Origin of the sequence: Xanthobacter versatilis (assembly GCF_043193975.1) — a bacterium.
Classification (GTDB): Bacteria; Pseudomonadota; Alphaproteobacteria; order Rhizobiales; family Xanthobacteraceae; genus Xanthobacter; species Xanthobacter autotrophicus_E.
In genome coordinates this window covers 330,808-356,217 of sequence record NZ_JBAFVB010000001.1, presented here as the reverse complement: position 1 = coordinate 356,217, position 25,410 = coordinate 330,808, and the positions used below count along the sequence as shown (strand labels likewise).

The following is a 25,410-nucleotide window of genomic DNA, read 5'->3' as shown; positions in this document are numbered from 1 at the left end:
TGTTCCCGGAAGGCAGCGCCAGGTCAGCCCCGGCGCTTCCAGATTTCCCCGTCCACGCCCGGCGGCAGGTCCGGCATGTCGGTGGCGATGAAGACCGGCTCCACACCGGCCTTGCGCTTGACGAGATAATCCTGCGCCAGCCGCACCACCGTGCCCGACAGCAGCACGATGGCCACCAGATTGATGGAGGCCATGAGCCCCATGGAGGCGTCGGCCGCATTGAACACGGTGGCGACGCTCTGCACCGCGCCCCACACCACCATGGCGAGCACGCCGATGCGCAGGAGCACCACCCCGGACACATGACCGTGGCCGAGGAACACCAGTGCATTCTCCGCATAGGAGTAGTTGCCGATGATGGAGGTGAAGGCGAAGAAGAAGATGGCGATGGCCACGAAATAGCGCCCGAGCCAACCCACATGGGCTTCCAGCGCCGCCTGGGTGAGCTGCGTTCCGGTGGCCGACCCCAGCTCCACGCCCGACAGCAGGATCAGCAGCGCGGTGGCGGTGCAGATCACGATCGTATCGATGAACACCCCCAGGGACTGCACGAAGCCCTGGCTCACGGGGTGATGCGGATCGGGCGTCGCCACGGCGGCGATATTGGGCGCGCTGCCCATGCCGGCCTCGTTGGAGAACAGGCCGCGCTTCACCCCGTTGAGCATGGCCGCGGCCACCGCCCCCGAGACGCCGCCTGCCGCCGGCTCAAGGCCAAAGGCGCTGCCGACGATATGGCCGAGCATGGCCGGCACCGCGCCGAGATGGGTCACGAGCGCATAGAGCGCGAGGGCCACATAGGCGAGCGCCATGAACGGCACCACCAGCTCTGCGGTGCGCGCGATGGCGGCGATGCCGCCGAAGATGATGATTCCCGAGAGCGCGGCGACGGCCAGCCCGGTCCAGAGCTTGGGGATTTCAAAGGCGCCGTGCATGGCATCGGCGATGGAATTGGCCTGCACGGCGTTGAAGACCAGCCCAAAGGACAGGATGAGGCAGACCGAGAACACCCCGCCGGCCCACGGCGCCTTGAGGCCGCGCGCGATATAGAAGGCCGGCCCGCCGCGATAGCGGCCCTCATCGTCCTTCACCTTGTAGAGCTGGGCCAGCGTGCTTTCGGCGAAGGCGGTCGCCATGCCGAGGGCGGCCACCACCCACATCCAGAAAATGGCGCCCGGCCCGCCGAGGGTGAGCGCCACGGCGACGCCGGCGATGTTGCCCGTGCCCACGCGCGAGGCAAGCGAGGTGCACAGGGCCTGAAACGGCGTGATACCGGACTTGTCGGTGGCATCCGCCCGCAGCACGGAGCGCAACATCTCCGGAAAATGCAGGATCTGGATAAGGCGCAGGCGGAAGGTGAAATACACGCCCACCGCCAGCAGGCCGTAGATGAGGACATAGCCCCAGAAAATTGTGTTCAGGACGTCGATCAGTGCATCCATTGCGCCCCAGCCCCCGTGCAACGACCACGTGCAGCGCTCAGGCTAGCGACGGCGTGCCACAGGGTCCACACGCATCCGCACCCAAAAGTACCGTTCCGCCATGCCGCGACGTGCTGTGGATAACGAGGACAGCGGGCGTCCGATCAACGTCCCCCGAGGCGCGCCCAAACCCCATTTTTAGGATGGACGGTATTATAATAACGAAACCTTCAACACCTACATGGAGGCAGGTCCGAGCTGCGACGTTCGTAATTTCGGAAATTGCAGCCTCAAAGTTGCATTGCAGCATCTTTCGCTGCGCCGCAATTGGAGGTACCGTTAGGTTAGTCGGTGGTTGTGTGCAGATGGTGGGTTGAGGGGGGCGGCATGATGGGTACCTGGGGTTACCGCGTTGCAAGCCGGTCCAAGTTCCTCGCCTCCCAAGGTCCGCTCGTCACCGGCCAGGGGTGCGATCGTGCTGCGGGGCGCCTTCCAATCGCGACCGGCGGTGCGCGCGACCTCCACGCGGCCAGCGCCCGATGAATTCCGGACCGACCAATCGGCAAGACGTAAAAGCGGAGCCGGGCAGCCCCTCCCGCAGCATCGACCGTCCGAAGATCCGGGCGGATTGGGTGGACAGCGCCAAAGGCATCAGCATCTGCCTGGTGGTGCTTTGGCACACGGCGGGAACCGAGCTTTTCGTCAACAATCTCCTGATTTTCGTGCGCATGCCGCTGTTCTTCTTTGCAGCCGGCTTCTTCGCGGCCAAGGCCATCACCGGAAGTTGGGCAAATCTTCTCAAGAACAGATGCCTGAATTATTATTATATCTACGTCGTATGGATGACGATTTTCTTCATAGCCGTCGTATGCGTGCGCGAGTTCAGGAATGGAACGCCACTACACATTTCAGACTACCTCATAAATTTTGTCTCACCGCTGGAATACCTCTGGTTCATTTTCGCACTGGCCCTGCTCTTCGCCGTGGCCAAGGTGGCGCGCCTGTTTCCGAAACCGCTGGTGATTGGCCTGCTGCTGCTCGCTTACGCAATCAGCGTCGCCGATGGTGAGTGGGAGCCCATTACCTTTGCAACGCGCATGGCTCGCCTGCCGCTGTTCTTCATTCTTGGCACCTATGCGTTCACCGCGGTGAACACCTATTCCCATGCCTACCGGCGGCTGTGGCCGGTCACGCTGGCCGCCTTCCTCGCCCTCAGCGGCACGCTGATTTACTACGATATCGACTACCTCTCGCCGCTCACGCTGATGGCCAGCGCACTCGGCATCTTCACCGTCTGCCAGTTCTGCCAGGCGGTAGAGGGCACGACCATCGCCGCCGGCCTCGGCTTCATCGGCCGACGCACCCTCTACATCTACCTCCTGCACAAGATCCTGATCGTCTACCTCATCAACGGGTTCGCGATTCTGGGCCTGGCGAGTCGGCCGATCACGCCCTATCTCGTGTTCGCCGTCGCGCTGCCCCTGTCGCTGTTCGGGGGATTGGTGCTGTCGCGCATCGCGCCCTGGCTGTTCGAGGCGCCATGGGTCGGCCGATCGCAACCCAAGATTGCCACCGCATCCTGATTCGCCGACAAGCGGCACTTTACAAGAAAGGTCCTGCCTCTCACTGTTGCGGGTCTCGTCCGCCGTGCCTCTCATGCGGCCTCGGCGGCCACAGGCGCTGGCGCCGCGACACCGCGCCGACGCCCCAACAGACCAGGCACAGACCAAGCCATATGCGCTTTCCGCCCGCCTTCCTCGACGAGATCCGTGCCCGTCTTCCGGTGTCGGAGGTGGTGGGCCGGCGCGTCAAGCTGAAGAAGCAGGGGCGTGAGTTCGCTGGCCTCTCGCCTTTCAACGCGGAGAAGACGCCGTCCTTCTTCGTCAATGATCAGAAGGGCTTCTACCACTGCTTCTCCTCCGGCAAGCACGGCGACGTGTTCGACTTCCTGATGGAGACCGAGGGCGTGCCCTTCGGCGAGGCGGTGGAGCGGCTTGCCGCAATGGCCGGCCTGCCCCTGCCGCAGGAGACCCCCGAAGCCGCCGCCAAGGAGCGCCGCCGCCACACCCTGTTCGAGGTCATGTCCCTTGCCGCCCGGCATTTCGAGGAGACGCTGCAATCGCGCCTCGGCGCCAAGGCCCGCGGTTACCTGGCTGATCGGGAACTGGGCGCTGCCACCCAGAAGCGATTCGGTCTCGGCTATGCCGCCGGCGAGCGCTTCCGCCTGAAGGAGGCGCTGGGCAAGGCCGGCGTGCCGGTGGAGGACATGGTCGAAGCGGGCCTGCTGATTGCCGGCGACGACATTCCCGTGCCCTACGACCGCTTCCGCGACCGGGTGATGTTTCCCATCACCGACCTGAAGGGCCGCATCGTCGGCTTCGGCGGCCGGGCGCTGGAGAAGGATGTTCCGGCCAAATACCTCAACTCCCCGGAGACGGTGCTCTTTCACAAGGGATCGCTGCTTTATAACGGCGCCGCCGCCCGCACCGCCGCCCAGTCGGGGGCGCGGGTGATCGCGGTGGAAGGCTATGTGGACGTGATCGCCATGGCCGAGGCCGGCTTCGGCGCCACCGTGGCCCCGCTGGGCACGGCACTGACCGAGGAGCAATTGCAACTGCTCTGGCGCATGTCGGAAGAGCCGCTGCTGCTGTTCGACGGCGACAAGGCCGGCCGCCGCGCCGCCCATCGCGCCATCGATCTCGCCCTGCCGCACCTGAAGGCCGGCCGCAGCCTCGCCTTCGCCACCCTGCCGGAGGGGCAGGACCCCGACGACCTCATCCGCCGCTCCGGCCGCGATGCCATGGAAGCCGTGCTGGCCCAGGCGCGGCCGCTGGTGGCGGAACTGTGGGCGCGCGAGAGCGAAGCCGCCACCCTCGACACGCCGGAACGCCGCGCCGGCCTCGAAGCCCGCCTCGGCGAGGTGGTGTCCGCCATCGCCGACGAGACGGTGCGCAAGCACTACCGCCAAGAATTGCTCGGCCGCTTCAACGCCCTGGTTTCCCCGCAGGACCGCGCCCCAGCCCGTGCCCGTCGGGAGGGCTGGAAGGACGGCTGGCAGCCGTCCGGCGGTCGCCGCGGAACGCCTTTGCCCCCGCCCCTGGTGCCGCGCGGCACCGAGATCGCCCGCAGCGCGCTGGTGCGCGGGCCCATGGCGGCCCTGCCCCGCAACGAGGCCCTGCTGCTGTTCTGCCTCATCAACCACACTTTCCTGCTGGACGAGGCCGACGAAGACGTGGCAAGCCTACCGCTGGCCAACCCGGAGGCGGATCGTCTGCGCCGCATCCTGATCGAAGCCCATCTTGAAGGCGCCGACACCGACGCCCTCACCGAGCGCCTGGGGCGTGCAGATATCGACGCCCTCACCCGCCGGGTGAAGGCACTCGCCAATCCCCGGCACGACTGGCCGGCATATCCAGATACCGCGCAGAATGATGTCCGGCTCTGGTGGCATCAGCGGACGGCCTTGCATCGCAAGGCCCACGCGCTATCTAGAGAGTTGAAGGAGGCCGAGCGCAGTCTGGGAGAAGATCCCAGTGAAGCCAATTTTGCCTGGCTTCGGGACGTCCGCGAGCGCCTTTCGGCGCTGGATGGAACCGAAGCACTGGTGGAAGGCTTTGGTGCGTCATCAGGCCGGAGTGCGGTGCGCTCTCTTTGAACTGCCCATGTTCCAGGAACCGGATTCCGGGAATAAAGGTGGTTCAAGGCGGGTTACGGCACTCTTCTCGCCTTTCGGCAGTCGGCCACCCCGTGGCGGCCACATCGATGGGCGAAGCAGAATGAAAGGGAGCCTAACGCATCAACCATAGGGGTTGGAAGTGCGTTCAGGCTGGTTTAACGGGATGGCGTCAAAAAAGCCGCTCCCGGGCGCAAAGGCAAAAGGTGGTACGGCCGAGGCGCCGCGCCGCCGTTCTGCTGTTGGCACTCAGCAGGATCCGCAGGAGAAGTCCATGGCGAAGCAGTCTTCCGAAGCGACCGAGGCTCCCGAGAAGGAGACCGACGCGCCCGACGGGCCGTTGCTCGACCTCTCCGACGCCGCCGTCCGGAAGATGATCAAGAATGCCAAGCGCCGCGGCTATGTGACCTACGAGCAGCTCAATGAGGTGATGCCTTCCGAGGAAGTCACCTCCGAGCAGATCGAGGACACTCTCGCGATGCTCAACGACATGGGCATCAACGTCATCGAGGCCGAGGAAGCCGAGGCCGAAGAGGGCGCCGAGGAAACCGAGACCGCCGAGGAGCCCGAGGAGGCCGAAGGCGGCGAGCTCGCCGAGCCCGCCCCACGGGCCGTCGCGCGCTCCGAGACCAAGTCCGAGCCAGCCGAGCGCACCGACGATCCGGTGCGCATGTACCTGCGCGAGATGGGCTCGGTGGAGCTGCTCTCCCGCGAGGGCGAAATCGCCATCGCCAAGCGCATCGAGGCCGGCCGCGAGGCCATGATCGCCGGCCTGTGCGAGAGCCCGCTGACATTCCAGGCCATCATCATCTGGCGCGACGAGCTCACCGAGGGCCGCGTGCTGCTGCGCGACATCATCGACCTCGAGGCGACCTACGCCGGCCCCGAGGGCAAGAACCCGCCCGCGGCCCTCGGCGAGGAAGCCGCCCTTGCGCCTGAGGCCGGGGAAGACGGCCTTCTGGGCGACGCCCCCGGTCCCGAGGGCGAGGACGACGACATGGAAAATTCCATGTCGCTCGCGGCCATGGAGGCGGAGATCAAGCCGAAGGTGCTGGAAACCTTCGACCGCATCGCCTCCTCCTACACCAAGCTGCGGCGCCTGCAGGACCAGAACGTCGAATCCAAGCTGAAGAACGAGACGCTGTCGCCGGCGCAGGAGCGTAAGGCGAAGAAGCTGAAGGAAGACCTCGTCGGCGACGTGAAGAGCCTGTCCCTCAACCAGGCCCGCATCGACGCCCTGGTGGAGCAGCTCTACGAGATCAACAAGCGCCTCGTGGGCCTGGAGGGGCGCCTGCTGCGCCTCGCCGACAGCTATGGCGTGACCCGCGACGACTTCCTGAAGAACTACATGGGCGCGGAGCTGGACCCCAAGTGGCTGCTGCGCGTGTCCAAGCTGGGCACCAAGGGCTGGAAGGGCTTCGTCGGCCACGAGAAGGATACCATCCACGAGATCCGCGGCGACATCCATGCGCTGGCCACCGAGACCGGGCTGGAAATCGCCGAGTTCCGCAAGATCGTGCAGATGGTGCAGAAGGGCGAGAAGGAAGCCCGCCAGGCCAAGAAGGAAATGGTGGAGGCCAACCTGCGCCTCGTCATCTCCATCGCCAAGAAGTACACGAACCGCGGCCTGCAGTTCCTGGACCTGATCCAGGAGGGCAACATCGGCCTGATGAAGGCGGTGGACAAGTTCGAGTACCGGCGCGGCTACAAGTTCTCCACCTATGCCACCTGGTGGATCCGGCAGGCCATCACGCGGTCCATCGCCGACCAGGCGCGCACCATCCGCATTCCCGTGCACATGATCGAGACGATCAACAAGATCGTGCGCACGAGCCGGCAGATGCTGCACGAGATTGGCCGCGAGCCCACACCCGAGGAGCTGGCCGAGAAGCTCGGCATGCCGCTCGAGAAGGTGCGCAAGGTGCTGAAGATCGCCAAGGAGCCCATCTCCCTCGAAACGCCCATCGGCGACGAGGAGGATTCGCACCTCGGCGATTTCATCGAGGACAAGAACGCCATCCTGCCCATCGACGCGGCGATCCAGTCCAACCTGCGCGAGACCACCACGCGGGTTCTGGCCTCCCTCACCCCGCGCGAGGAACGCGTTCTGCGCATGCGCTTCGGCATCGGCATGAACACGGACCACACGCTGGAAGAAGTGGGCCAGCAGTTCTCGGTGACCCGCGAGCGTATCCGTCAGATCGAGGCGAAGGCGCTGCGCAAGCTCAAGCACCCCTCGCGCTCGCGCAAGCTGCGGTCGTTCCTCGACAATTGAGCGGGCGGCGTATCTGATTGGAAAAGGCGGTCCTTGCGGCCGCCTTTTCTTTTGGCGCCGGCGCATTCAGCGCGCCGGCGCCTCCACCAGCAGGGCGACGATCCGCCGGACCACGGGCAGCACCAGCAGCAGCGTGGGAAACGCCACCACCCACGACAGCGCCCAGGCGGTGGGCCACGTAGTGAGGAAATCCGGGCCGAAGCCGAGGCTCTTGGCCGTGGCGATGGCCGAGACCACGAAGGTCATCAGCACCGACAGCACCAGCGGCATGAGAATGCCGGCATAGCGGGCGGGCAGCTTGCGGATGGACTTGGGGGACTTTGAAGAGGCCATGTGGGCCATCCCTTCTGGACGGTCCCGGCCGGTCCGGATCGCGCACACACATCCGGACCGGCCAAGGACCGGTGTGGATGCGTTGCCTGACGTCGGACGCTTACGGCGCCGCAGAGCGAGCGCAGCACGCTTACACCATGCACGCCGGGGCGCCGTCAAGACCCGGTGCCGCCAGATCAAGCCTCAGCTGCTCTCCCGCTCCACCAGCTCGAAACCGAGATCAATGGCCGGCTCGGCGCGGCAGTCCCCTTCCATGAGGGCCACGAGCCGGCGCGCCGCCGCCTCCCCCACCTTGGCCCGCGGGGTGCGGATGGAGGTGAGGCGCGGCGCCATGTGGGCCGACAGCGGCAGGTCATTGAAGCCCACCACGGCGACCCGGCCGGGAATGGGAACCTGCCGTCGCGTCGCCTCGAAGATCGCGCCCTGCGCGAGATCGTCATTGCAGAAGAAGATGCCGTCGATGTCGGGATAGGCCTCCAGAAGGCGCACGAACAGTTCGCCACCGAGGGCCACCGACGAGGGCTCGGGCACCGAAAGCCACACCGGGGGCCGCACCTCGCGCTCCCCCGCCAGCACCCGCTGGAAACCGAGGCCGCGTTCCAGCGCGCGCGGATCGAGCTGGGCCGCCACATAGGCCAGATGGCGCCGCCCCCGGGCGAGCAGGTGACGGGCGACCGCTGCGCCGGACTCCTCCTGCGAGAAGCCGACGCTGTGAACCCCCATCTCCCGGCTCAGCTCCATCATGTAGACGACGGGAATGCCGCTCGCCTTCAGCAGGCTGCGCGTGGCCGGCGTCTGCTCCAGCCCGGTGAGCAGAATGCCGCGCGGCTGGTAGGCGAGGTAGTTGCGGACAAGCTTCTCCTCCTCCTCCGGTGAATAGTGGAAATTGCCGATCAGCACCTCCAGGCCGCGCGGCATGAGCACGTCGTGGATCGCCTCCAGCGTGTCGATGAAGAGCAGGTTGGAGAGAGAGGGAATGAGCACCGCCACCGCATCGCTGTGGGCGGAGGCGAGGGTGCGCGCGGCAGGGTTGGCCACGTAGTTGAGCGCGGCCGCAGCCTCGCGCACGCGCTTTGCGAGATCGGGATCCACACTGGCGACGCCGCGCAGGGCACGAGAGGCGGTGATCGGCGAGACGCCGGCGATCTGCGCCAGTTCCGCGAGGGTGGGACGGCCGCTGGCGCGCGACCCGCGGGAGGGGTAGCCGGACGATCCACTCGAAGACCGCTGGGACATGGGCGCGTTTTTCCGCTTGATAGCCGGCACCGACAGCGGCATAAGATAACGCTATCTTGACGGCATCAAGCAAGAAACATGCGCGCTCCACAGGAACCGGAGCGCTATATCGTTGGAAGTTAAGGATGTACTCGACTTAAGGTCAATGACCCAAGGACGCATGGCAGCTATGCTTCCGGCCGCGAAAGACAGCGCTATCTCAGGAAGCGCGTGACACCGCCCTGGGGGCGCGGGGGAGACGAAGATGGGCGACACGATTGCGGCCCTGGTGGTGATGGGCGTTTCGGGCTGCGGCAAAAGCAGCGTCGGCGCGGCCGTGGCCGAGCTGGCGGGGGCGCGCCTGATCGAAGGCGACAGTTTCCATCCCGCCAGCAACATCGCCAAGATGTCCGCCGGCATCCCCCTCGACGATGACGATCGCGCCGGCTGGCTGGCGCGCCTCGGCGAGGAGATGGCGCGCACCCTCGCCGACGGTGCGGCGCCGGTTCTCACCTGTTCGGCTCTGAAGTTGAAATATCGCGATGCCCTGCGTGCGGCTGTGCCGGGGCTCGGCTTCGTGTTCCTGGACCTGACACGGGAAATGGCGGCCCACCGCGTGGCCGAGCGGCCCGGACATTTCATGCCGGCGAGCCTCATCGACAGCCAGTTCGCGGCGCTGGAGCGCCCGTCGGCGGAGGCCCTGACACTGACCCTTGATGCGACGCTCCCCCTGTCCGAGATGGCGCCCCGCGTCGTGGAATGGTGGCGTGCGTCGGCGGAAAGGCGCGCAGGCGCGCGACATATCCCCGGCTCCACTCTCAGTCAGGCTGTCTAGCCTCTGCTTTTTCCCCTCCGTCCGCACGGGGCGGGACTGTTGATGCACGGCGTGCTTCGGCCTCGCGAGATAGCGCTATCTCACCCTGCGTCAGCGAAACCTCATTGTCGTCCCGGCCGGCAACGCCGGGGCAAGAGCACCACGGACGGTCATTTTCCACTGGGTTTCAAAAGGGTTGCGAGGAACGCATGCTGGGCATGAGCAAGGACACATTTCTACTGGTCGACGCGGCGGTGACCATCATCGGCCTCATCGTCCTCATCACGCGCTTCAAGGTCCACCCCTTCGTGGCGTTGATCCTGGCCGCCGGCTTCCTGGGGCTCAGCTCCGGCATGCCAGTGGACCTCATCATGAAGTCGTTCCAGGACGGCTTCGGCGGCGTGCTCGGCTTCGTCGGCATCGTGCTCGGCCTCGGCACCATGCTGGGCAAGCTGATGGCCGAATCGGGCGGCGCGGACCAGATCGCCCAGACCCTCATCAATGCCTTCGGCAAACAGCGGGTGCACTGGGCCATCATGCTCGCCGCCTTCCTGGTGGGCATTCCCCTGTTCTTCGAAATCGGCTTCGTGCTGCTCATCCCGCTCGTCTTCGTCATGGCGAGCCGCACCGGCGTGTCGCTGGTGAAGGTGGGCATTTCGCTTTTGGCGGGTCTCTCGGCGGTGCACGGCCTGGTGCCGCCCCACCCGGGGCCGCTGCTGGCGGTAGGCGTTTTCGGCGCCGATATCGGCAAGACCATCTTCTACGGCCTCATCGTCGGCCTGCCCGCGGCCGCCATCGCCGGCCCCATGTTCGGCTCGTTCATTTCGCGGCGCATCCCGGGCCACCCATCGCCGGAGCTGGTCGCCCAGTTCGTTCAGGACGAGCGCGCCCACACCCTGCCCGGCTTCGGCGTCACCCTCACCACCATCCTGCTGCCGGTGGTGCTGATGCTGCTGAAGGCGTTCGCCGATGTCGCCTTCGCCGCCGGCCATCCGGTGCGGGCGTGGCTGGACCTCATCGGCCACCCCATCACCGCGCTGCTCGCGGCGCTGCTGCTGTCGCTCTACACCTTCGGCAGCGCGCGCGGCTTCTCGCGCGAGGTCATCGGCAAGCACCTCAACGACAGCCTCCTGCCGGTGGCGGGCATCATCCTCATCGTCGGCGCCGGCGGCGGCTTCAAGCAGATGCTGGTGGCGAGCGGCGTGGGCGATGTCATTGGCCATATGGCGGTGCAGGCCCATGTGAACCCGATCCTCCTCGCCTGGCTGGTGGCGGCGGTGATCCGGGTGGCGACGGGCTCCGCCACGGTGGCGACCATCACCGGGGCCGGCATCGTCGCCCCGGTCCTCGCCCTGACGCCGGGCGTCAACCGTGAGCTGCTGGTGCTGGCCACCGGCGCCGGCTCGGTGGTGCTCTCCCACGTCAACGACGCCGGCTTCTGGCTGGTGAAGCAGTATTTCAACATGACGGTGGAGGAGACCTTCAAGACCTGGACCGCCATGGAGACGATCCTGTCGGTGGTGGCCCTGGGCCTGATCATGCTGCTTTCGCTGGTGGTGTAGCTCCGCCGCGACAGCACGCCCGCCGCCGCTTCCCCAAGTCCGGCGGCGGGCGTGGTTTTGCTGCTATCCCCGGGATGCTGCGCATCCGGGATTTCTTCGCCCGGGCGCCGCGCGGTCTCGGGTCAGGGTTGGCGGAAACGGGCGCGGATGCGCTGCTCCAGTTCGTCGCGTACCGTGCGGTAGGCGTCGAGACGCTGCTCGCGATTGCCGGACTCGCGCGAGGGATCAGGGGTCGGCCAGTATTCCACGCCCAGGGCGTTGGTGCGGGTCAGTTCCAGCGCGCGGTGGTGGGCATCCGGCGAGAGGGTGATGGCGAGGTCGAAGCTGAGGCCCTCATATTCCTCAAGGTCCTCCACGCTCTGCGGCCGATGCTTCTTCACATCGAGGCCGATTTCATCAAGCACCGCGGTGACGAAGGGGTCGACATCGCCCGCGATCACGCCGGCCGATGCCACATAGATGGATTTGCCGAACAGGTGCTTGGCCAACGCCTGCGCCATCACCGAGCGCACCACATTCTGTCCACACATGAAGAGAACCGATTGCGGCCGCGCCGAGCGCTTGGGTGCCGCAGGCGGCTCCATGGTCGCTCAGCCTTTCCAGTGCAGGGCGCAGATGAGCGTGAACAGGCGCCGGGCGCTGTCGAAATCCAGATCGACCTTGCCCTCGAGGCGCTCTTGCAGCAGCGTCGAGCCCTCATTGTGGAGCCCCCGCCGGCCCATGTCGATGGCCTCGATCTGGCTCGGCGAGGCGGAGCGGATGGCGTTGTAATAGCTCTCGCAGACGAGGAAATAGTCCTTCACCACCTTCCGGAAGGGGGTGAGGGACAGGTGGTGCTGCACCACCTGCTCGCCGCTCTCGCGCTTGATGTCCAGCACCAGGCGGCTCTCCATGAGCGAGATATGCAGCGTATAGGGCCCCTCCCCCGGATCGCCGCACGGGGCGAAGCTGTTGTCCTCGATGAGGTCCCAGATGGCGGTGGCGCGCTCGTGGTCGATATCGGCGCTGGAATGGCCGATGGAGGCGTCGTCGAGCGTCACCGCGCTGAGGCGGGCTGAGGGGCGCGCATCCGGCTTGTCGCTCATCGCCTCGTCCTTCCGATCATCTGTTGGTGCGGATGGAGACAGACCGCCCGTGGGCATCGAGCCGCTCCACCGCCGCAAGGCGCACGGCCGCCGGCCCGAGCTGTTCCAGCGCGCCGGCGTCGAGCTTCAGGATGGAGGTGCGCTTCATGAAATCGAGCACGGACAGGCCCGAGGAGAAGCGCGCCGAGCGGGCGGTGGGAAGCACGTGGTTGGTGCCGCCCACATAATCGCCGATGGCCTCCGGCGTGAAGGCGCCCACGAAGATCGCCCCCGCATGCCGTACCTTGGCCGCAAGCGCGTCCGCGTTGGCGGCGTGGATCTCCAGGTGCTCCGGCGCGATGCGGTCCACCAGCGGAATGGCCGAGGCGAGGTCCGGCACCAGGATGATGGCGCCGTGGTCGCGCCACGAGGCGGAGGCGATGGCGACGCGCGGCAGGGTCGCCAGCATGCCTTCCACCGCCTTCTCCACCTGGTCCGCCAGCTCGTGCGAATCGGTGATGAGGATGGACTGGGCGGCGGTGTCGTGCTCGGCCTGGGCGAGGAGGTCGGCGGCGATCCAGTCGGCGCTGGCGTTCCCGTCGGCGAGGATCAGCACCTCGGAAGGGCCGGCCACCATGTCGATGCCCACCTTGCCGAACACCTGCCGCTTCGCCGCCGCCACATAGGCGTTGCCGGGGCCGACGATCTTGTCCACCGGCTGGATGGTCTGCGTGCCATAGGCCAGTGCCGCCACCGCCTGGGCGCCGCCCACGCGATAGACCTCGTGCACGCCGGCAAGGCGCGCCGCCGCAAGCACCAAAGGCGCGATCTCGCCATCGGGGGCCGGCACCACCATGACGATGCGCGGCACGCCCGCGACCTGCGCCGGCACCGCATTCATGAGCACGGACGAGGGATAGGCCGCGGTACCGCCGGGCACGTACAGGCCCACCGCGTCCACGCTGGTCCAGCGATGGCCCAGCACGACGCCGGCGGCGTCGCGATAGCTGTCGTCGGCCGGCTTCTGGCGGGCGTGATGAGATTCGATGCGCGCCTTGGCGAAGGCGAGGGCTTCGCGGGTTTCCGGCGGGATGGAGGCGAGGGCCGCGTCCAGCTCCGCGTCGGTCACGCGCAGGCCGAGCTTCGCAAGGTCCACCCGGTCGAAGGTGCGCGACAGATCGATGAGAGCCTCATCGCCCCGCGCGCGCACGTCGGCGATGATGGTGGCCACCTGTTCCTGCACGTCCACCGAGGCCTCGCGCTTGGAGCCGAGGAAGGTGGTGAAACGCTCGGGAAAATCGGGTTGTTCTGTGATGAGGCGGATCGGCATGACGCCTTGCTAGAGCAGCTTCGCCCGCGAGGGAAGCCCCGCGGTCACCGTGCCGCGCCGGCAGCGCGTCGCGCCGGCGCTTCCGCGGCTCCGCTCAAGCAGCGGAACCCTTGGATTGCGCCACGTCTTCCGGCACCGGGTGCTTGGGCGCATGGGTGCACCCCCAGGCAGGTCCGAGGTCCCGCATGCCGGCCTCGATGCACTCCACCTCAAGCCGCACTTCCGCGCCGCCGGAGAAGGTGAGCAGAACGAAGCCCGAGGGCAACTCACCCGGGATGAAGGTGACGGCCAGGAGATTGAGCACGCCGGTGCGGCGCGCCTCCTCCATGTTGCGACACTTCACGTCGCGCACCCGCTCGAAATGCAGGCCGGTGCGCCGGCGCACGGTCTCGTTGGCGCAGACCTGCTGGTCCCAGTCGAAGCGGTTCAGCACCATGGCGAAGCGCTGCAGCCGCGGCAGGAACCCCATGTCGACCGTCTTCACCACCGCATCCTGCAGATGGGCGGAAAAAATGGCGAGATCCTCGTCGTCGAGGGCGATGAGCTTCAGATTTTCCATGGCGATGCTGCCTTTCTGGCATGCAGCGCACATAGCGATCACGCCCCCGCCCTTCAAGGGGCAAGTGCGCGGCTCAGCTCTGCAACCGCTCGCCGGCACGGGCAAAAGCGCGATGCTGCGCCTTTGCCCTGGCGCTCCGGCAACCTATAGGTTCGCGGCGCCGGCGCGTGCGGCAGGAGGGATGACGGCACAATGAGGATTTTCGGCCCGCTGTGGCGGGGCTCAAAGCGCGCAGTGAAGCTGTTCGCCCTGCTGGTGGCCGCCGTCGTCCTCACCATCTTCGTGGTGCGGGCCGTGGACAGCCAGCGCGGTCCGCCGCTGGAGCCGTGGCATACCTTCGTGCCGCCGGAACTCAGCCGCAGCGCGCTGGCGAAGGCCGACCTTGCCCAATATCTTGCGGCCGAAGACAAGGCTTTCGCCGCCGTCGAGACCAAGGTGACGCAGAAGCTGCCCCCCACCGACCGGGTGCGCTTCAACCGCTATTATGACGCCAGCCCCATCTATCCCGGCCGCTTCGCCCAGGATTTCAACCGCACCTATGTGCTGGAGCCCAAAGGCGCGCCGGAGGGGGCGGCGGTGTTCCTCCACGGCCTCACCGATTCGCCCTACAGCCACCGGCACCTAGCCAAGCTCTATGCCGATCACGGCTTCATCGCCATCGTGCTGCGCCTGCCGGGCCACGGCACCGTGCCCGGCGCCCTCACCGAGACCGATTACGAGGACTGGATCGCCGCCACCCGCCTCGCCATGCGCGAGGCCCGCCACCGCGTCGGGCCGGACAAGCCGGTGCATATCGTCGGCTATTCCAATGGCGGGGCGCTGGCGCTCATGCATGCGCTGGACGCGCTGGACGATCCTTCGCTGGTGGCACCGTCCCGCATAGTGCTGATGTCACCCATGGTGGGAGTGACGGAGTTCGCCCGCTTCGCCGGCCTCGCCGGCCTGCCGTCCATCTTCCCCGCCTTCGCCAAGGCGGCGTGGCTGAACCTCATTCCCGAGTTCAACCCGTTCAAATACAATTCATTTCCGGTGCATGCGGCGCGTCAGTCCTTCCTCCTGACGCAGGCTCTGCAGGAGAACATCACGCGCCATTCGCGCTCCGGGCGCCTGTCCGGCCTCGCTCCGGTGCTCACCTTCCAGTCGGTGCTGGACCATACCGTGAGCACCCGCGCGGTGATCGACGACCTGCACGCCCGCCTCGACGACAATGGCAGCGAGCTGGTGCTGTTCGACATCAATCGCGGCGGGCATTTCGAGGAATTGCTGACGGTCAATGCCGGGACCACCCTCGCCCGCCTGCTGCCGCCGGCGCCGCGCCGGTTCCGCACGGCGGTCATCGCCAATGCCTCCACCACCAGTGAGGCCATGGAGGTGCGCGAAACCCCCGCCAACGCCACCGAGGAGACGAGGCGCCCGCTCTCGATTACCTATCCGGACGATGTCTATTCCCTGTCCCACGTGGCGATCCCGTTCCCGCTCTCCGACGGGCTCTACGGGCTGGAGCCGGACCTTTCCGACACCTTCGGCATAAGGCTCGGCGACATCGCCGCCCGGGGAGAATTCGGATCGCTGGTGGTGGGCATGGACATGCTGGTGCGCATGTCCTCCAATCCCTTCTTCCCTTACCTCGCCGAGCGGGTGGCGGCCGGACTGCCCCCCGCCCGGTAGATGCGCCCAGACCCGGCGGGCCTGGAATCAGATCTCCTCGGGGACCGTCTGGCCGGAGAATAGTTCCGCCACGTAGCGGGACGAGGGATGGTGGGCGCAGATGGTGAGGACCGCGATGAGGATCGGCACGCCGATGAAGGCCCCCGCGATGCCCCACAGGAAGGCCCAGAAGAACACCGAGAACAGCACCAGGAACGGCGACACCGCCAGCGCCTTGCCGGCGAGACGCGGCTCCAGATAGGAGCCGGAGAGGAACTGGATCACGTTCAGGCAGGCGAAGACGAACAGGGCCATTTCCCAGGATTCGAACTGGGCAAGGGCGAACAGGGCCGGCAGCAGCGTCGCCACGAACGGGCCGATGAACGGGATGTAGTTCATGGCGAAGGCGATGGCGCCCCAGGCGATGGCCAGTTCCAACCCGGCGGTGAGGGTGAACACCCACACCACCGCGCCGGTGGCGATGCTCATGAGGGTGCGCACCGCCATGTATTTCTGCAGCTTGGCCGCCGTATCCGCGAGGGCCGCCGGCAGGTGCGGCGCCCGCCCGGTGCGGCCGAGCCGCAGCACCTGGCTTTTCGCCGCATCCACCTCCAGCAGGCCGAGCAGCACGTAGACAAAGGTAAAGACGAGGAAGCTCGCCAGCCCCTGCAGGCGGCCGGAGATATCCTGGAACACCCGCAGCAGCCAGCGCACGTCAAAATGCTCGGCCCACAAGCCGGCCAGCACGAAGCCATGGCCTTCCAGCCATGTGGCGGCCTGGCCATAGAGCACCTGGAAGCGGGCGGTGTTCTGGAACACCCAGGTCGCCACATGGCTGAAGCCCCACACCACCACCGACGACACCCCGCCCACCACCGCCAGGGTGATGACGAGGGTGGCCAACACCGCCAGCAGCTTCGGCAGGCGTTTCTCCAGCACGGACTGGAGCGGGTAGACCACGGCGATGACGAACACCGCGAAGGCCACCGGCACGATCAGCGTATCCGCCACATAGAGGGCGGCAAAGACCAGGATCGCCGCGGCGAGACCGACCGGAAACTTCATGCTGCATCCTTCCCCGAAAGCGGGCCCGCACCGACTACCGCAAGCGCAGCCGGATAGCGAGGGGACGGAAGGGGGGCAGGCCGAAGGGACGCGCCAATGTATGCAATGCGCCCACGGAATGGCACTTATGCTTAAATTTTGATCGTCATCTGCACGAGTCCGGCGCACGAGGATGCCCACTGAATCCTATAAACCATTGATTTTATTATATCCGAGATCTGGCACGCCCGTTGCTAGATAACAGAACGAGTTGGTGGCTAGGGTTCCGGCATCCTGCGGGATGTGCTGGTCCGAGAGCTGCCACTGCTCCGGGAGACATCCGGGGCGGGTGCACGGCGGGATAAAAGCCCGGGAGACCTCAGTGGCCAAGGAATTGGCGGCACTTGGGTTTCCGCCAGTTCCCAATCGTTCGAAACGAAGGGGAATTACATGCACACTGCGTTCTCATTCTCAGCTCAACGCCTGAAATCCTTCGCCGTCCGCGCCCTTGGCGCCGCCGCCGTGGTGGGCCTGGCGCTCGCCGCCCAGCCGGCCGCCGCCGCGCCCAAGAAGGAATTCAAGGTCGCCTGGTCCATCTATGTGGGCTGGATGCCGTGGGGCTATGCCAACGACACCGGCATCGTGAAGAAGTGGGCGGACAAGTACGGCATCAAGATCGATGTCGTGCAGTTCAACGACTATGTGGAAAGCATCAACCAGTACACGGCCGGCGCCTTCGACGCCCTCACCGTCACCAACATGGATGCCCTCTCCGTGCCCGCCGCCGGCGGCGTGGACACCACCGCCGTCATCGTCGGCGACTTCTCCAACGGCAACGACGCCGTGATCCTGAAGGGCAAGAAGGAGCTTTCGGCCATCAAGGGCCAGAAGGTGAACCTCGTGGAGTTCTCCGTCTCGCACTACCTGCTCGCCCGCGCCCTCGAGAGCATCAAGCTGAAGGAGCGCGACGTGAAGGTGGTGAACACCTCCGACGCTGACATGGTCGCCGCCTTCAAGACCAAGGACGTGACCTCGGTGGTCACCTGGAACCCGCTGGTGTCCGAGATCCTCGCCGACAAGAACGCCCACAGCGTGTTCGACTCGTCCAAGATCCCCGGCGAGATCATGGACCTGATGGTCGCGAACTCCGACACGCTCAAGGACAACCCGGACTTCGGCAAGGCACTGGTGGGCATCTGGTACGAGACCACGGCCCTGTTCACCGCCGACACCGAGGCCGGCAAGGCGGCACGGGCCGCCATGGGCAAGGCCTCCGGCTCGGACCTCGCCGGCTTCGACAGCCAACTCGCCGCCACCAAGCTCTTCGCCAAGGCGTCGGACGCGGTGGAGTTCGTGCGCTCCCCGGCCGTCGGCACCACCATGGATCGGGTGCGCAAGTTCCTGTTCGAGAAGAACCTGCTCGGCTCCAACGCCAAGTCCGCCGACGCGGTGGGCATCGCGCTGGCCGACGGCAAGGTGCTGGGCGACGCCAAGAACGTGAAGTTCCGCTTCGTCGACACCTGGATGGCGCTCGCCGCCGACGGGAAGCTCTGAGGGCGCAGCCCCTCCCCGACCAACGTCATGGCCGGGCTTGACCCGGCCATCCACGCCCCGCGGCTGGCGGCCTCATTTCGGGCGTCGCGCCGGCGGCACGACGTGGATGCCCGGGACAAGCCCGGGCATGACGCGGGCGAGAGACGATTGAGAGCCTTTCCCGGCCCTCCCCCGCAAGCGGGAGAGGGAGCCTCTGCGGTCCAGACCGACTGCCATCCAACCCAATTTTCGGAGCAGCGCTGATGCGCCTTGTCAACGTCAGGCCGGATCGGGGAACGGCGCTGTTCCTCGCCATCCTGCCCTTTGCCCTCGTCATCCTCGCCTATGTGCTGGGCTCGGCCGAGCGCCTGTCCGCCAACCCCGACGACAAGCTCCTGCCGAGCCTCGTGTCGCTGGGCGATGCCATCATCAAGGTGGCCTTCACGGCGGATGCCCGCACCGGCGACTATCTGTTGTGGACCGATACGCTGGCGAGCCTGGAGCGCCTGTTCTCGGCGCTGGCCATCTCCACCGCCATCGCCCTTCTCGTCGGCGTGCTGGTGGGCATGCTGCCCATCGTGCGGTCGTTCCTCGCGCCGTTCGTCGCCATGGTGTCCATGGTGCCGCCGCTGGCGCTTTTGCCCATCCTGTTCATCGTGATGGGGCTGGGCGAAGCCTCCAAGATCGCGCTCATCACCATCGGCATCACGCCCTATCTCATCCGCGACCTCGCCATGCGGGTGGAGGAGCTGCCGCGCGAGCAGATGATCAAGGCGCAGACGCTGGGCGCTTCCACCTGGCAGATGGCACTGCGGGTGGTGTTGCCGCAGATCCTGCCCCGCCTCATGGACGGGCTGCGCCTGTCGCTGGGGCCGGCCTTCCTGTTCCTCATCGCGGCCGAGGCCATCGCCTCGGACAGCGGTCTTGGCTACCGGATCTTCCTGGTGCGGCGCTATCTCGCCATGGATGTGATCCTGCCCTACGTGGCCTGGATCACGCTGCTTGCAGTGGCCATGGATTTCGCGCTGGTGCGCGCCCGCCGCTTCTTCTTCCCCTGGTTCGGAGCCGCGAAATGACTGCCATCTCCGTGCACCACCTGTGGAAGGAATATGGCGACCAGATCGTGCTGGAGGACATCTCCCTCGATTTCACGCCGCGCTCCTTCATCGCCCTCGTCGGTCCGTCCGGCTGCGGCAAGACCACCTTCCTGCGCATCCTGCTCTCGGAAGAGACCGTGACCCGCGGCGAGGTGCTGATCGACGGCAAGCCCATCGCCCGCGAGCCGGGCGCCGACCGGGGCGTGGTGTTCCAGCGCTATTCCGTGTTCCCGCACCTCACCGTGCTGGGCAACGTGGTGCTGGCCGCCGAGATGGAGGAAGCCCCCTTCACCGGCCGCCTGTTCGGCCCCCGCCGGCGTCAGGTGGAGGAGGAGGCCCGCGCCCTCATCGAAGAGGTGGGCCTGAAGGGCGCCGAGGACAAATATCCCGCGGCCCTGTCCGGCGGCATGCAGCAGCGCCTGGCGCTGGCGCAGGCCATCATGCGCAAGCCCAAGATCCTGCTGCTGGACGAGCCGTTCGGCGCGCTCGATCCCGGCATCCGCGCCGACATCCACCAGCTCATGCTGAAGCTGTGGAACAGCTGCGAAATGACCGTGGTGATGGTGACCCACGACCTGAAGGAGGCGTTCACCCTCGCCACCCGCATCATCGCCTTCGAGCGCCGCCGCAACCGGCCGGAGGAGAAGGCCCGCTACGGCGCCACCATCGCCAAGGACATCGAGGTCTGGCCGACCCGCATCGCCGGCAAGACCAGGCAGGCATCACCCACCCCAGGCCGGGACGACCCGGCCATTCCCTCGGGACCCGGCCGGGACGACCCGGCGCTTCAGACGGCTTGAGGAGACACGACATGACCGTCACCGAGGACACCCGCCTCTTCATCGAAGAGAACAAGCGCCGCTATGCCGAATTGAAGGCCGCCGGCCAGAAGCATGCGCCCAAGGCCCTGCCGGGCCCGACGCCGCGCGATGGCGCGCCCATCCCCGAAGGCGCCGTGCTCCACGCCGAGACCATTCCCGGCGGCTGGTACTGGTCGACGCCGCTCAAGGCCGGCGAGGCCCTGCGCATCCGCCTGCCTCACGGCCCGGCGGCGGTCTCCATGATCGCCTGGGCGGCGGGCGACAAGACCGAGCGGCTGAACTATGCCGACACGGTGAAGGTCCAGTGGACCTCGGCGCTCGGCAAGGGCCGCGTGCTGTTCTCCGACATGGGCCGGGTGATGTTCTCCCTGATCGAGGACACCACCGGCTTCCACGATGCTTTGGTGGGCGGCTCCACCGCCGCCTCCAACCGCGCCCGCTACGGCGAGAAGGCGCTGCGCAACACCCGCGACAACTTCATCCTCGCCGCCGGCAAGCTCGGCTACGACAAGCGCGACATCCCCCCGGCCCTGACCTTCTTCGCGCCCGTGCGCACCGATGCGGACGGCGTCTTCCACTGGCTGGAGGGCAAGCGCCAGACGGGCGACTTCGTCGACCTGCGCGCCGAGAGGGACCTCGTCGTCGCCTTGTCCAACTGCCCCCATCCCCTCGACCCGGAGCCCGATTACGCGCCGCCCGCCGTGGAGGCCATCCGCTTCCGCGCGCCCGCGCCGGCCGCGGACGACCTGTGCCGCACCGCCACCATCGAAGCCGTCCGTGGCTTCGAGAACAACGCGCGCTGAGGGAGGCTGACATGAGCAAGTTCTTCGCAACCCCGGTGCGGGATGCCTCCACCGCCATCGCCGATTACTTCGTGCCGGCCAACGCCCCCTTCTCCTGTCTGGTGAAGAAGGGCGAGAGTGTGCGCATCGTGGACCTGGAAGGCCAGCAGGCGGTGGATACCCTGTTCTACCGCGCCGACGACTTCTCCGAGCGCTATTCCTCTCAGGATACGCTGCGGGTGCAGGGCTCGGCCTATGTGTCCACGGGCACGAAGCTGATTTCGTCCGAAGGCAACCTCATGCTGACCGTGACCGCCGACACCTGCGGCCGGCACGACACCTCGGCAGGCGCCTGCTCGTGCGAGGCCAATACGGTGCGCTTCGGCCATCAGGTGAAGTATCTGCACGCCTGCCGCGAGAATTTCGTCATCGAGGTGATGAAGCACGGCATGTCGAAGCGCGACGTGGTGCCCAACATCAACTTCTTCATGAACGTGCCGGTGGAGCCCTCGGGGGAACTCGCCATCGTGGACGGCATCTCCGGCCCCGGCGACTATGTGGAGCTGAAGGCCGAGATGGACGTGCTTCTCGTCATCTCCAACTGCCCGCAGATCAACAATCCCTGCAACGGCTTCAACCCGACGCCGATCCAGGTCCTCGTCTTCGCCGGCGAGGAGGACTGATCCATGTTCACGAAGGTCCTGATCGCCAATCGCGGCGAGATCGCGCGGCGCGTCATCCGCACGCTCCGCGCCATGAACATCAAATCGGTGGCCGTGCATTCGGACGCCGACCGCTTCACCCGCGGCGTGCTGGAGGCGGACGAGGCGGTGCGCCTCGGCCCGGCCACGGCCGCCGAGAGCTACCTGAACGTGGACGCCGTCATCGCCGCCTGCAAGGCGACGGGGGCGCAAGCGGTGCACCCCGGCTACGGCTTCCTGTCGGAGAACGTGGCCTTCGCCCAGCGCCTCGCCGATGAGGGCATCCGCTTCATCGGCCCCAAGCCCGAGCACCTGAAGGATTTCGGCCTGAAGCACACGGCCCGCGCGCTGGCGAAAGCCTCCGGCGTGCCGCTGCTGCCGGGCACGGACCTGCTGGAGAGCGCCGAAGAGGCACTCAAGGCGGCGGAGGCCATCACCTATCCGGTGATGCTGAAGTCCACCGCCGGCGGCGGCGGCATCGGCATGCAGCTGTGCCACACGCCGCAAGAGCTGGCCGACACCTTCGAGCGCGTCCAACGCACCGCCCGCGCCTCCTTCGGCGATGCGCGGGTGTACCTCGAGCGCTTCGTGGCCGAGGCGCGCCATGTGGAAGTGCAGATCTTCGGCGACGGCAAGGGCAAGGTCGTGGCGCTCGGCGAGCGCGACTGCTCGCTCCAGCGCCGGAACCAGAAGGTGGTGGAGGAGACCCCCGCCCCCCTCCTCTCCGACGACGTGCGCGCCCGCCTCCACGCCGCCGCCGTGCAGTTGGGCCAGAGCGTGGCCTACGAGAGCGCCGGCACGGTGGAGTTCATCTACGACCCGGCCCGGCAGGAATTCTACTTCCTGGAGGTGAACACACGCCTGCAGGTGGAGCATCCCGTCACCGAGGCGGTGTTCGGCATCGACCTCGTGGAATGGATGATCCGCCAGGCCGCCGGAGAAGATCCCATCGCCGCCGCCGGCCCGCTGGCGCCGAAGGGCGCGGCCATGGAGGTGCGCGTCTATGCGGAGATCCCGCATGCCAATTTCCAGCCCTCGGCAGGCCTCCTCACTGAGGTGAAATTCCCGGCCGGCGCGCGCATCGACGGCTGGATCGAGACCGGCACCGAGGTGACCCCCTATTACGATCCCATGCTCGCCAAGGTGATCGTCACCGGCAAGGACCGCCCCGCCGCCATCGCGGCGCTCAACGCGGCGCTGGCGGAAACCTCTATCTGCGGCATCGAGACCAACCTGCAGTATCTGCGCGCCATCGCGGCGTCCGACCTGCTCGCCTCGGCCAAGGTGGCGACCACGGCGCTCAAGGATTTCGCCTTCCGGCCAGAAAGCGTGGAGGTGCTGGTTCCCGGCGCCCAGACCAGCCTTCAGGAACTGCCGGGGCGGCTTCACCTGTGGCACGTGGGGGTGCCTCCGTCTGGCCCAATGGACGAGTATTCCTTCCGCCGGGCCAATGCGCTGGTCGGTAACGCCGAGACCGCCTGCGCGCTGGAGCTGACGGTGAACGGCCCCACCCTGCGCTTCCACGACGATGCGGTGATCGCCCTCTCCGGCGCCTTGATGCCTGCCACCCTCGACGGCATCCCCGCCCCCCACGATGCCGCCTTCGCGGTGAAGGCGGGGCAGGTGCTGGCCATCGGCGCCATTTCGGGGCCGGGGCAGCGGGCCTATCTCGCGGTCAACGGCGCATTCCAGGCCCCCGTGGTGCTGGGCTCGCGCGCCACCTTCGCGCTCGGCGCCTTCGGCGGCCATGCCACCGGCACCCTGAAGGGCGGCGACGCCCTCCACCTCGCGCCCAAGGCCACGCGCCCACAGGTTCCGGACCATGTGCCCGGCACACCTGCGCCGCTGACGCGGGAATGGAGCATCGGCGTCATCTATGGCCCCCACGGCGCGCCGGACTTCTTCCAGGACGACGACATCGCCGACCTGTTCGATGCCACCTACGAGGTGCATTTCAACAGCGCCCGCACCGGCGTGCGCCTCATGGGGCCGACGCCGCGCTGGGCCCGCACCGATGGCGGCGAGGCAGGGCTCCACCCCTCCAACATCCACGACAATGCCTATGCCATCGGCGCCATCGACTTCACCGGTGACATGCCCATCATCCTTGGACCGGACGGCCCCTCGCTGGGCGGCTTCGTCTGCCCGGCGGTGATCGCCCGCGACGAGCAATGGAAGATGGGGCAGTTGAAGCCCGGCGACACCGTGCGCTTCTTCGCCCTGCCCCGCCCGCTGGACCCCGTCGCCGGCCCGATGGTCACCGACGCACCGGAAGAGACCGGCTCACCCATCCTCGCGCGGCGGGACGACGGGCCGGTGAGCGTCGTCTACCGCCGGCAGGGCGACGACAACCTGCTCGTCGAGTTCGGCGACATGCACCTCGACATCACGCTGCGCCTGCGCGCCCACCTGATGGCGCAGGCAGTGGAAGAGGCGAAGCTGCCGGGGATCGTCGATCTCACCCCCGGCATCCGCTCGCTGCAGATCCATTATGATGGCGCGGCGCTGCCCCGCGCCAAGCTGCTGGATGCCCTCGCCGAGATCGAGAGCGGGCTGCCCCGCGCCGAGGACGTGGTGGTGCCGAGCCGCGTCGTCCACCTGCCCCTGTCGTGGAACGACCCGCAGGCGGAACTTGCCATGCGCAAGTATCAGGAACTGGTGCGCCCCAACGCGCCGTGGTGCCCGTCCAACATCGAGTTCATCCGCCGCATCAACGGTTTGGCGGACGAGCAGGCGGTGAAGGACATCATCTTCGGGGCGAGCTACCAGGTGCTGGGCCTCGGCGATGTCTATCTCGGCGCGCCGGTGGCCACCCCCATCGATCCGCGCCACCGCCTCGTGACCACCAAGTATAATCCGGCCCGCACCTGGACGCCGGAAAACGCGGTGGGCATCGGCGGCGCTTATATGTGCATCTACGGCATGGAGGGGCCGGGCGGCTACCAGTTGTTCGGCCGCACCATCCAGATGTGGAACACCTGGCGCCGTACGCCCGCCTTCGCCGACACGCCGTGGCTGTTGCGCTTTTTCGACGAGATCCGCTTCTTCCCGGTAAGCCACCAGGAGCTGATGGAGGCGCGCGAGGCCTTCCCCCATGGCGCCTATCCGGTGCGCATCGAGGACGGCCGCTTCTCCTACGCCGACTATGCCGCCAGCCTTGCGGCGAACGCTGGCGAGATCACCGCCGGCAAGGCCCGACAGCAGGCGGCCTTCGAGGCCGAGCGCGCCCGCTGGAAGGCGGAAGGGCTCGACAGCTTCGTGGTGGAGGACGGGGCCGGTCCCTTCAGCGAGGGCGAGATGCCGGACGGCTGCTTCGGCGTCGCCGCCAACGTGCCCGGCAATGTCTGGAAGGTGCTGGTGGAAGAGGAGACGGTGGTCGCCGCAGGCGAAACCATCGCCATCATCGAATCCATGAAGATGGAAATCTCCATCACCGCCCATGCCGCCGGGCGAGTGCGGGAGATCCGTGCCGTCCCCGGCCGCACGGTGCGGTCCGGCGATGTGGTCTGCGTGCTCGAAGCCCTGTGACGAAAGCTGAGAGG

Annotated in this window: 20 protein-coding genes and 1 riboswitch; of the genes, 12 read left to right on the top strand and 8 right to left on the bottom strand. The window is 67.0% G+C overall.

The genetic code is table 11. From position 1 onward, the window contains the following. Positions 1–23: 23 nt before the first annotated feature. Positions 24–1,439 (bottom strand): alanine/glycine:cation symporter family protein, encoded by a 1,416-nt coding sequence (locus V5F66_RS01490; protein WP_012113261.1) that lies wholly within the window; start codon positions 1,437–1,439, stop codon positions 24–26. Positions 1,440–1,957: 518 nt separating this feature from the next. On the opposite strand from V5F66_RS01490, the gene V5F66_RS01485 reads away from it, so the two are divergent. From V5F66_RS01485 to rpoD, 3 genes are all read left to right on the top strand, one after another. After that, positions 1,958–3,001 carry an acyltransferase family protein gene (locus V5F66_RS01485; protein ID WP_394093058.1) on the top strand — a complete coding sequence of 348 codons (1,044 nt, stop codon included), beginning with the start codon at positions 1,958–1,960 and terminating at the stop codon, positions 2,999–3,001. A gap of 152 nt (positions 3,002–3,153) precedes the next feature. After that, the gene (dnaG, locus tag V5F66_RS01480) at positions 3,154–5,073 is read left to right on the top strand and encodes a DNA primase (RefSeq protein ID WP_394006453.1); all 1,920 of its coding nucleotides are present in this window, start codon (positions 3,154–3,156) and stop codon (positions 5,071–5,073) included. Positions 5,074–5,365: 292 nt separating this feature from the next. After that, complete coding sequence (rpoD, locus tag V5F66_RS01475; RefSeq protein WP_012113258.1) at positions 5,366–7,366, top strand: RNA polymerase sigma factor RpoD; 2,001 nt, start codon at positions 5,366–5,368, stop codon at positions 7,364–7,366. Between the two features lie 66 nt (positions 7,367–7,432). On the opposite strand, the gene V5F66_RS01470 is transcribed toward rpoD, so the two are convergent. Further along, positions 7,433–7,699 (bottom strand): DUF2798 domain-containing protein, encoded by a 267-nt coding sequence (locus tag V5F66_RS01470; RefSeq protein ID WP_012113257.1) that lies wholly within the window; start codon positions 7,697–7,699, stop codon positions 7,433–7,435. A gap of 183 nt (positions 7,700–7,882) precedes the next feature. Next, a complete protein-coding gene (gntR, locus tag V5F66_RS01465) occupies positions 7,883–8,935 on the bottom strand; it encodes an HTH-type transcriptional regulator GntR (protein WP_394093057.1) in 1,053 nt (350 codons plus the stop codon). 244 nt (positions 8,936–9,179) lie between these two features. Here gntR and V5F66_RS01460 point away from each other — a divergent pair, with 244 nt between their 5' ends. Together V5F66_RS01460 and V5F66_RS01455 are read left to right on the top strand one after the other, a co-directional pair. Then, a complete protein-coding gene (locus tag V5F66_RS01460) occupies positions 9,180–9,749 on the top strand; it encodes a gluconokinase (protein ID WP_394006449.1) in 570 nt (189 codons plus the stop codon). A gap of 197 nt (positions 9,750–9,946) precedes the next feature. Next, the gene (locus V5F66_RS01455) at positions 9,947–11,290 is read left to right on the top strand and encodes a GntP family permease (RefSeq protein ID WP_394093056.1); all 1,344 of its coding nucleotides are present in this window, start codon (positions 9,947–9,949) and stop codon (positions 11,288–11,290) included. A gap of 122 nt (positions 11,291–11,412) precedes the next feature. Here V5F66_RS01455 and V5F66_RS01450 read toward each other — a convergent pair whose 3' ends face one another. The 4 genes from V5F66_RS01450 to V5F66_RS01435 form a co-directional block, all read right to left on the bottom strand. Continuing rightward, positions 11,413–11,874, bottom strand: a complete 462-nt coding sequence (locus V5F66_RS01450; RefSeq protein WP_012113253.1) for an arsenate-mycothiol transferase ArsC — start codon at positions 11,872–11,874, stop codon at positions 11,413–11,415. Between the two features lie 6 nt (positions 11,875–11,880). Next, positions 11,881–12,375, bottom strand: coding sequence for a UPF0262 family protein (locus tag V5F66_RS01445; RefSeq protein WP_012113252.1), 495 nt, complete (start codon positions 12,373–12,375; stop codon positions 11,881–11,883). 16 nt (positions 12,376–12,391) lie between these two features. Continuing rightward, a complete protein-coding gene (hisD, locus tag V5F66_RS01440; protein WP_394093055.1) occupies positions 12,392–13,684 on the bottom strand; it encodes a histidinol dehydrogenase in 1,293 nt (430 codons plus the stop codon). Positions 13,685–13,778: 94 nt separating this feature from the next. Next, a complete protein-coding gene (locus tag V5F66_RS01435; RefSeq protein ID WP_041576470.1) occupies positions 13,779–14,243 on the bottom strand; it encodes a DUF2948 family protein in 465 nt (154 codons plus the stop codon). A 192-nt stretch (positions 14,244–14,435) separates the two neighbouring features. Here V5F66_RS01435 and V5F66_RS01430 point away from each other — a divergent pair, with 192 nt between their 5' ends. Next, positions 14,436–15,911: an alpha/beta hydrolase gene (locus V5F66_RS01430; protein ID WP_394093054.1), complete on the top strand. Its 1,476-nt coding sequence runs from the start codon at positions 14,436–14,438 to the stop codon at positions 15,909–15,911. Between the two features lie 27 nt (positions 15,912–15,938). Here the strand turns inward: V5F66_RS01430 and V5F66_RS01425 are convergent, their stop codons facing one another. Then, positions 15,939–16,955, bottom strand: a complete 1,017-nt coding sequence (locus tag V5F66_RS01425) for an AI-2E family transporter (protein ID WP_012113248.1) — start codon at positions 16,953–16,955, stop codon at positions 15,939–15,941. Between the two features lie 246 nt (positions 16,956–17,201). Then, positions 17,202–17,312: riboswitch (guanidine-I (ykkC/yxkD leader) on the top strand. 72 nt (positions 17,313–17,384) lie between these two features. Here V5F66_RS01425 and V5F66_RS01420 point away from each other — a divergent pair. From V5F66_RS01420 to uca, 6 genes are all read left to right on the top strand, one after another. Beyond that, the gene (locus tag V5F66_RS01420) at positions 17,385–18,488 is read left to right on the top strand and encodes a putative urea ABC transporter substrate-binding protein (RefSeq protein WP_012113247.1); all 1,104 of its coding nucleotides are present in this window, start codon (positions 17,385–17,387) and stop codon (positions 18,486–18,488) included. 242 nt (positions 18,489–18,730) lie between these two features. Next, positions 18,731–19,543: an ABC transporter permease gene (locus V5F66_RS01415; RefSeq protein ID WP_012113246.1), complete on the top strand. Its 813-nt coding sequence runs from the start codon at positions 18,731–18,733 to the stop codon at positions 19,541–19,543. Further along, a complete protein-coding gene (locus V5F66_RS01410; RefSeq protein WP_012113245.1) occupies positions 19,540–20,364 on the top strand; it encodes an ABC transporter ATP-binding protein in 825 nt (274 codons plus the stop codon). Before V5F66_RS01415 ends, V5F66_RS01410 begins: the two co-directional genes overlap by 4 nt. A gap of 11 nt (positions 20,365–20,375) precedes the next feature. Then, the gene (locus V5F66_RS01405) at positions 20,376–21,188 is read left to right on the top strand and encodes an urea amidolyase associated protein UAAP1 (RefSeq protein WP_394093053.1); all 813 of its coding nucleotides are present in this window, start codon (positions 20,376–20,378) and stop codon (positions 21,186–21,188) included. 11 nt (positions 21,189–21,199) lie between these two features. After that, complete coding sequence (locus V5F66_RS01400; protein ID WP_394093052.1) at positions 21,200–21,850, top strand: urea amidolyase associated protein UAAP2; 651 nt, start codon at positions 21,200–21,202, stop codon at positions 21,848–21,850. 3 nt (positions 21,851–21,853) lie between these two features. Continuing rightward, a complete protein-coding gene (gene uca / locus V5F66_RS01395) occupies positions 21,854–25,396 on the top strand; it encodes an urea carboxylase (RefSeq protein ID WP_394093051.1) in 3,543 nt (1,180 codons plus the stop codon). The last annotated feature ends 14 nt before the right edge of the window (positions 25,397–25,410 follow it).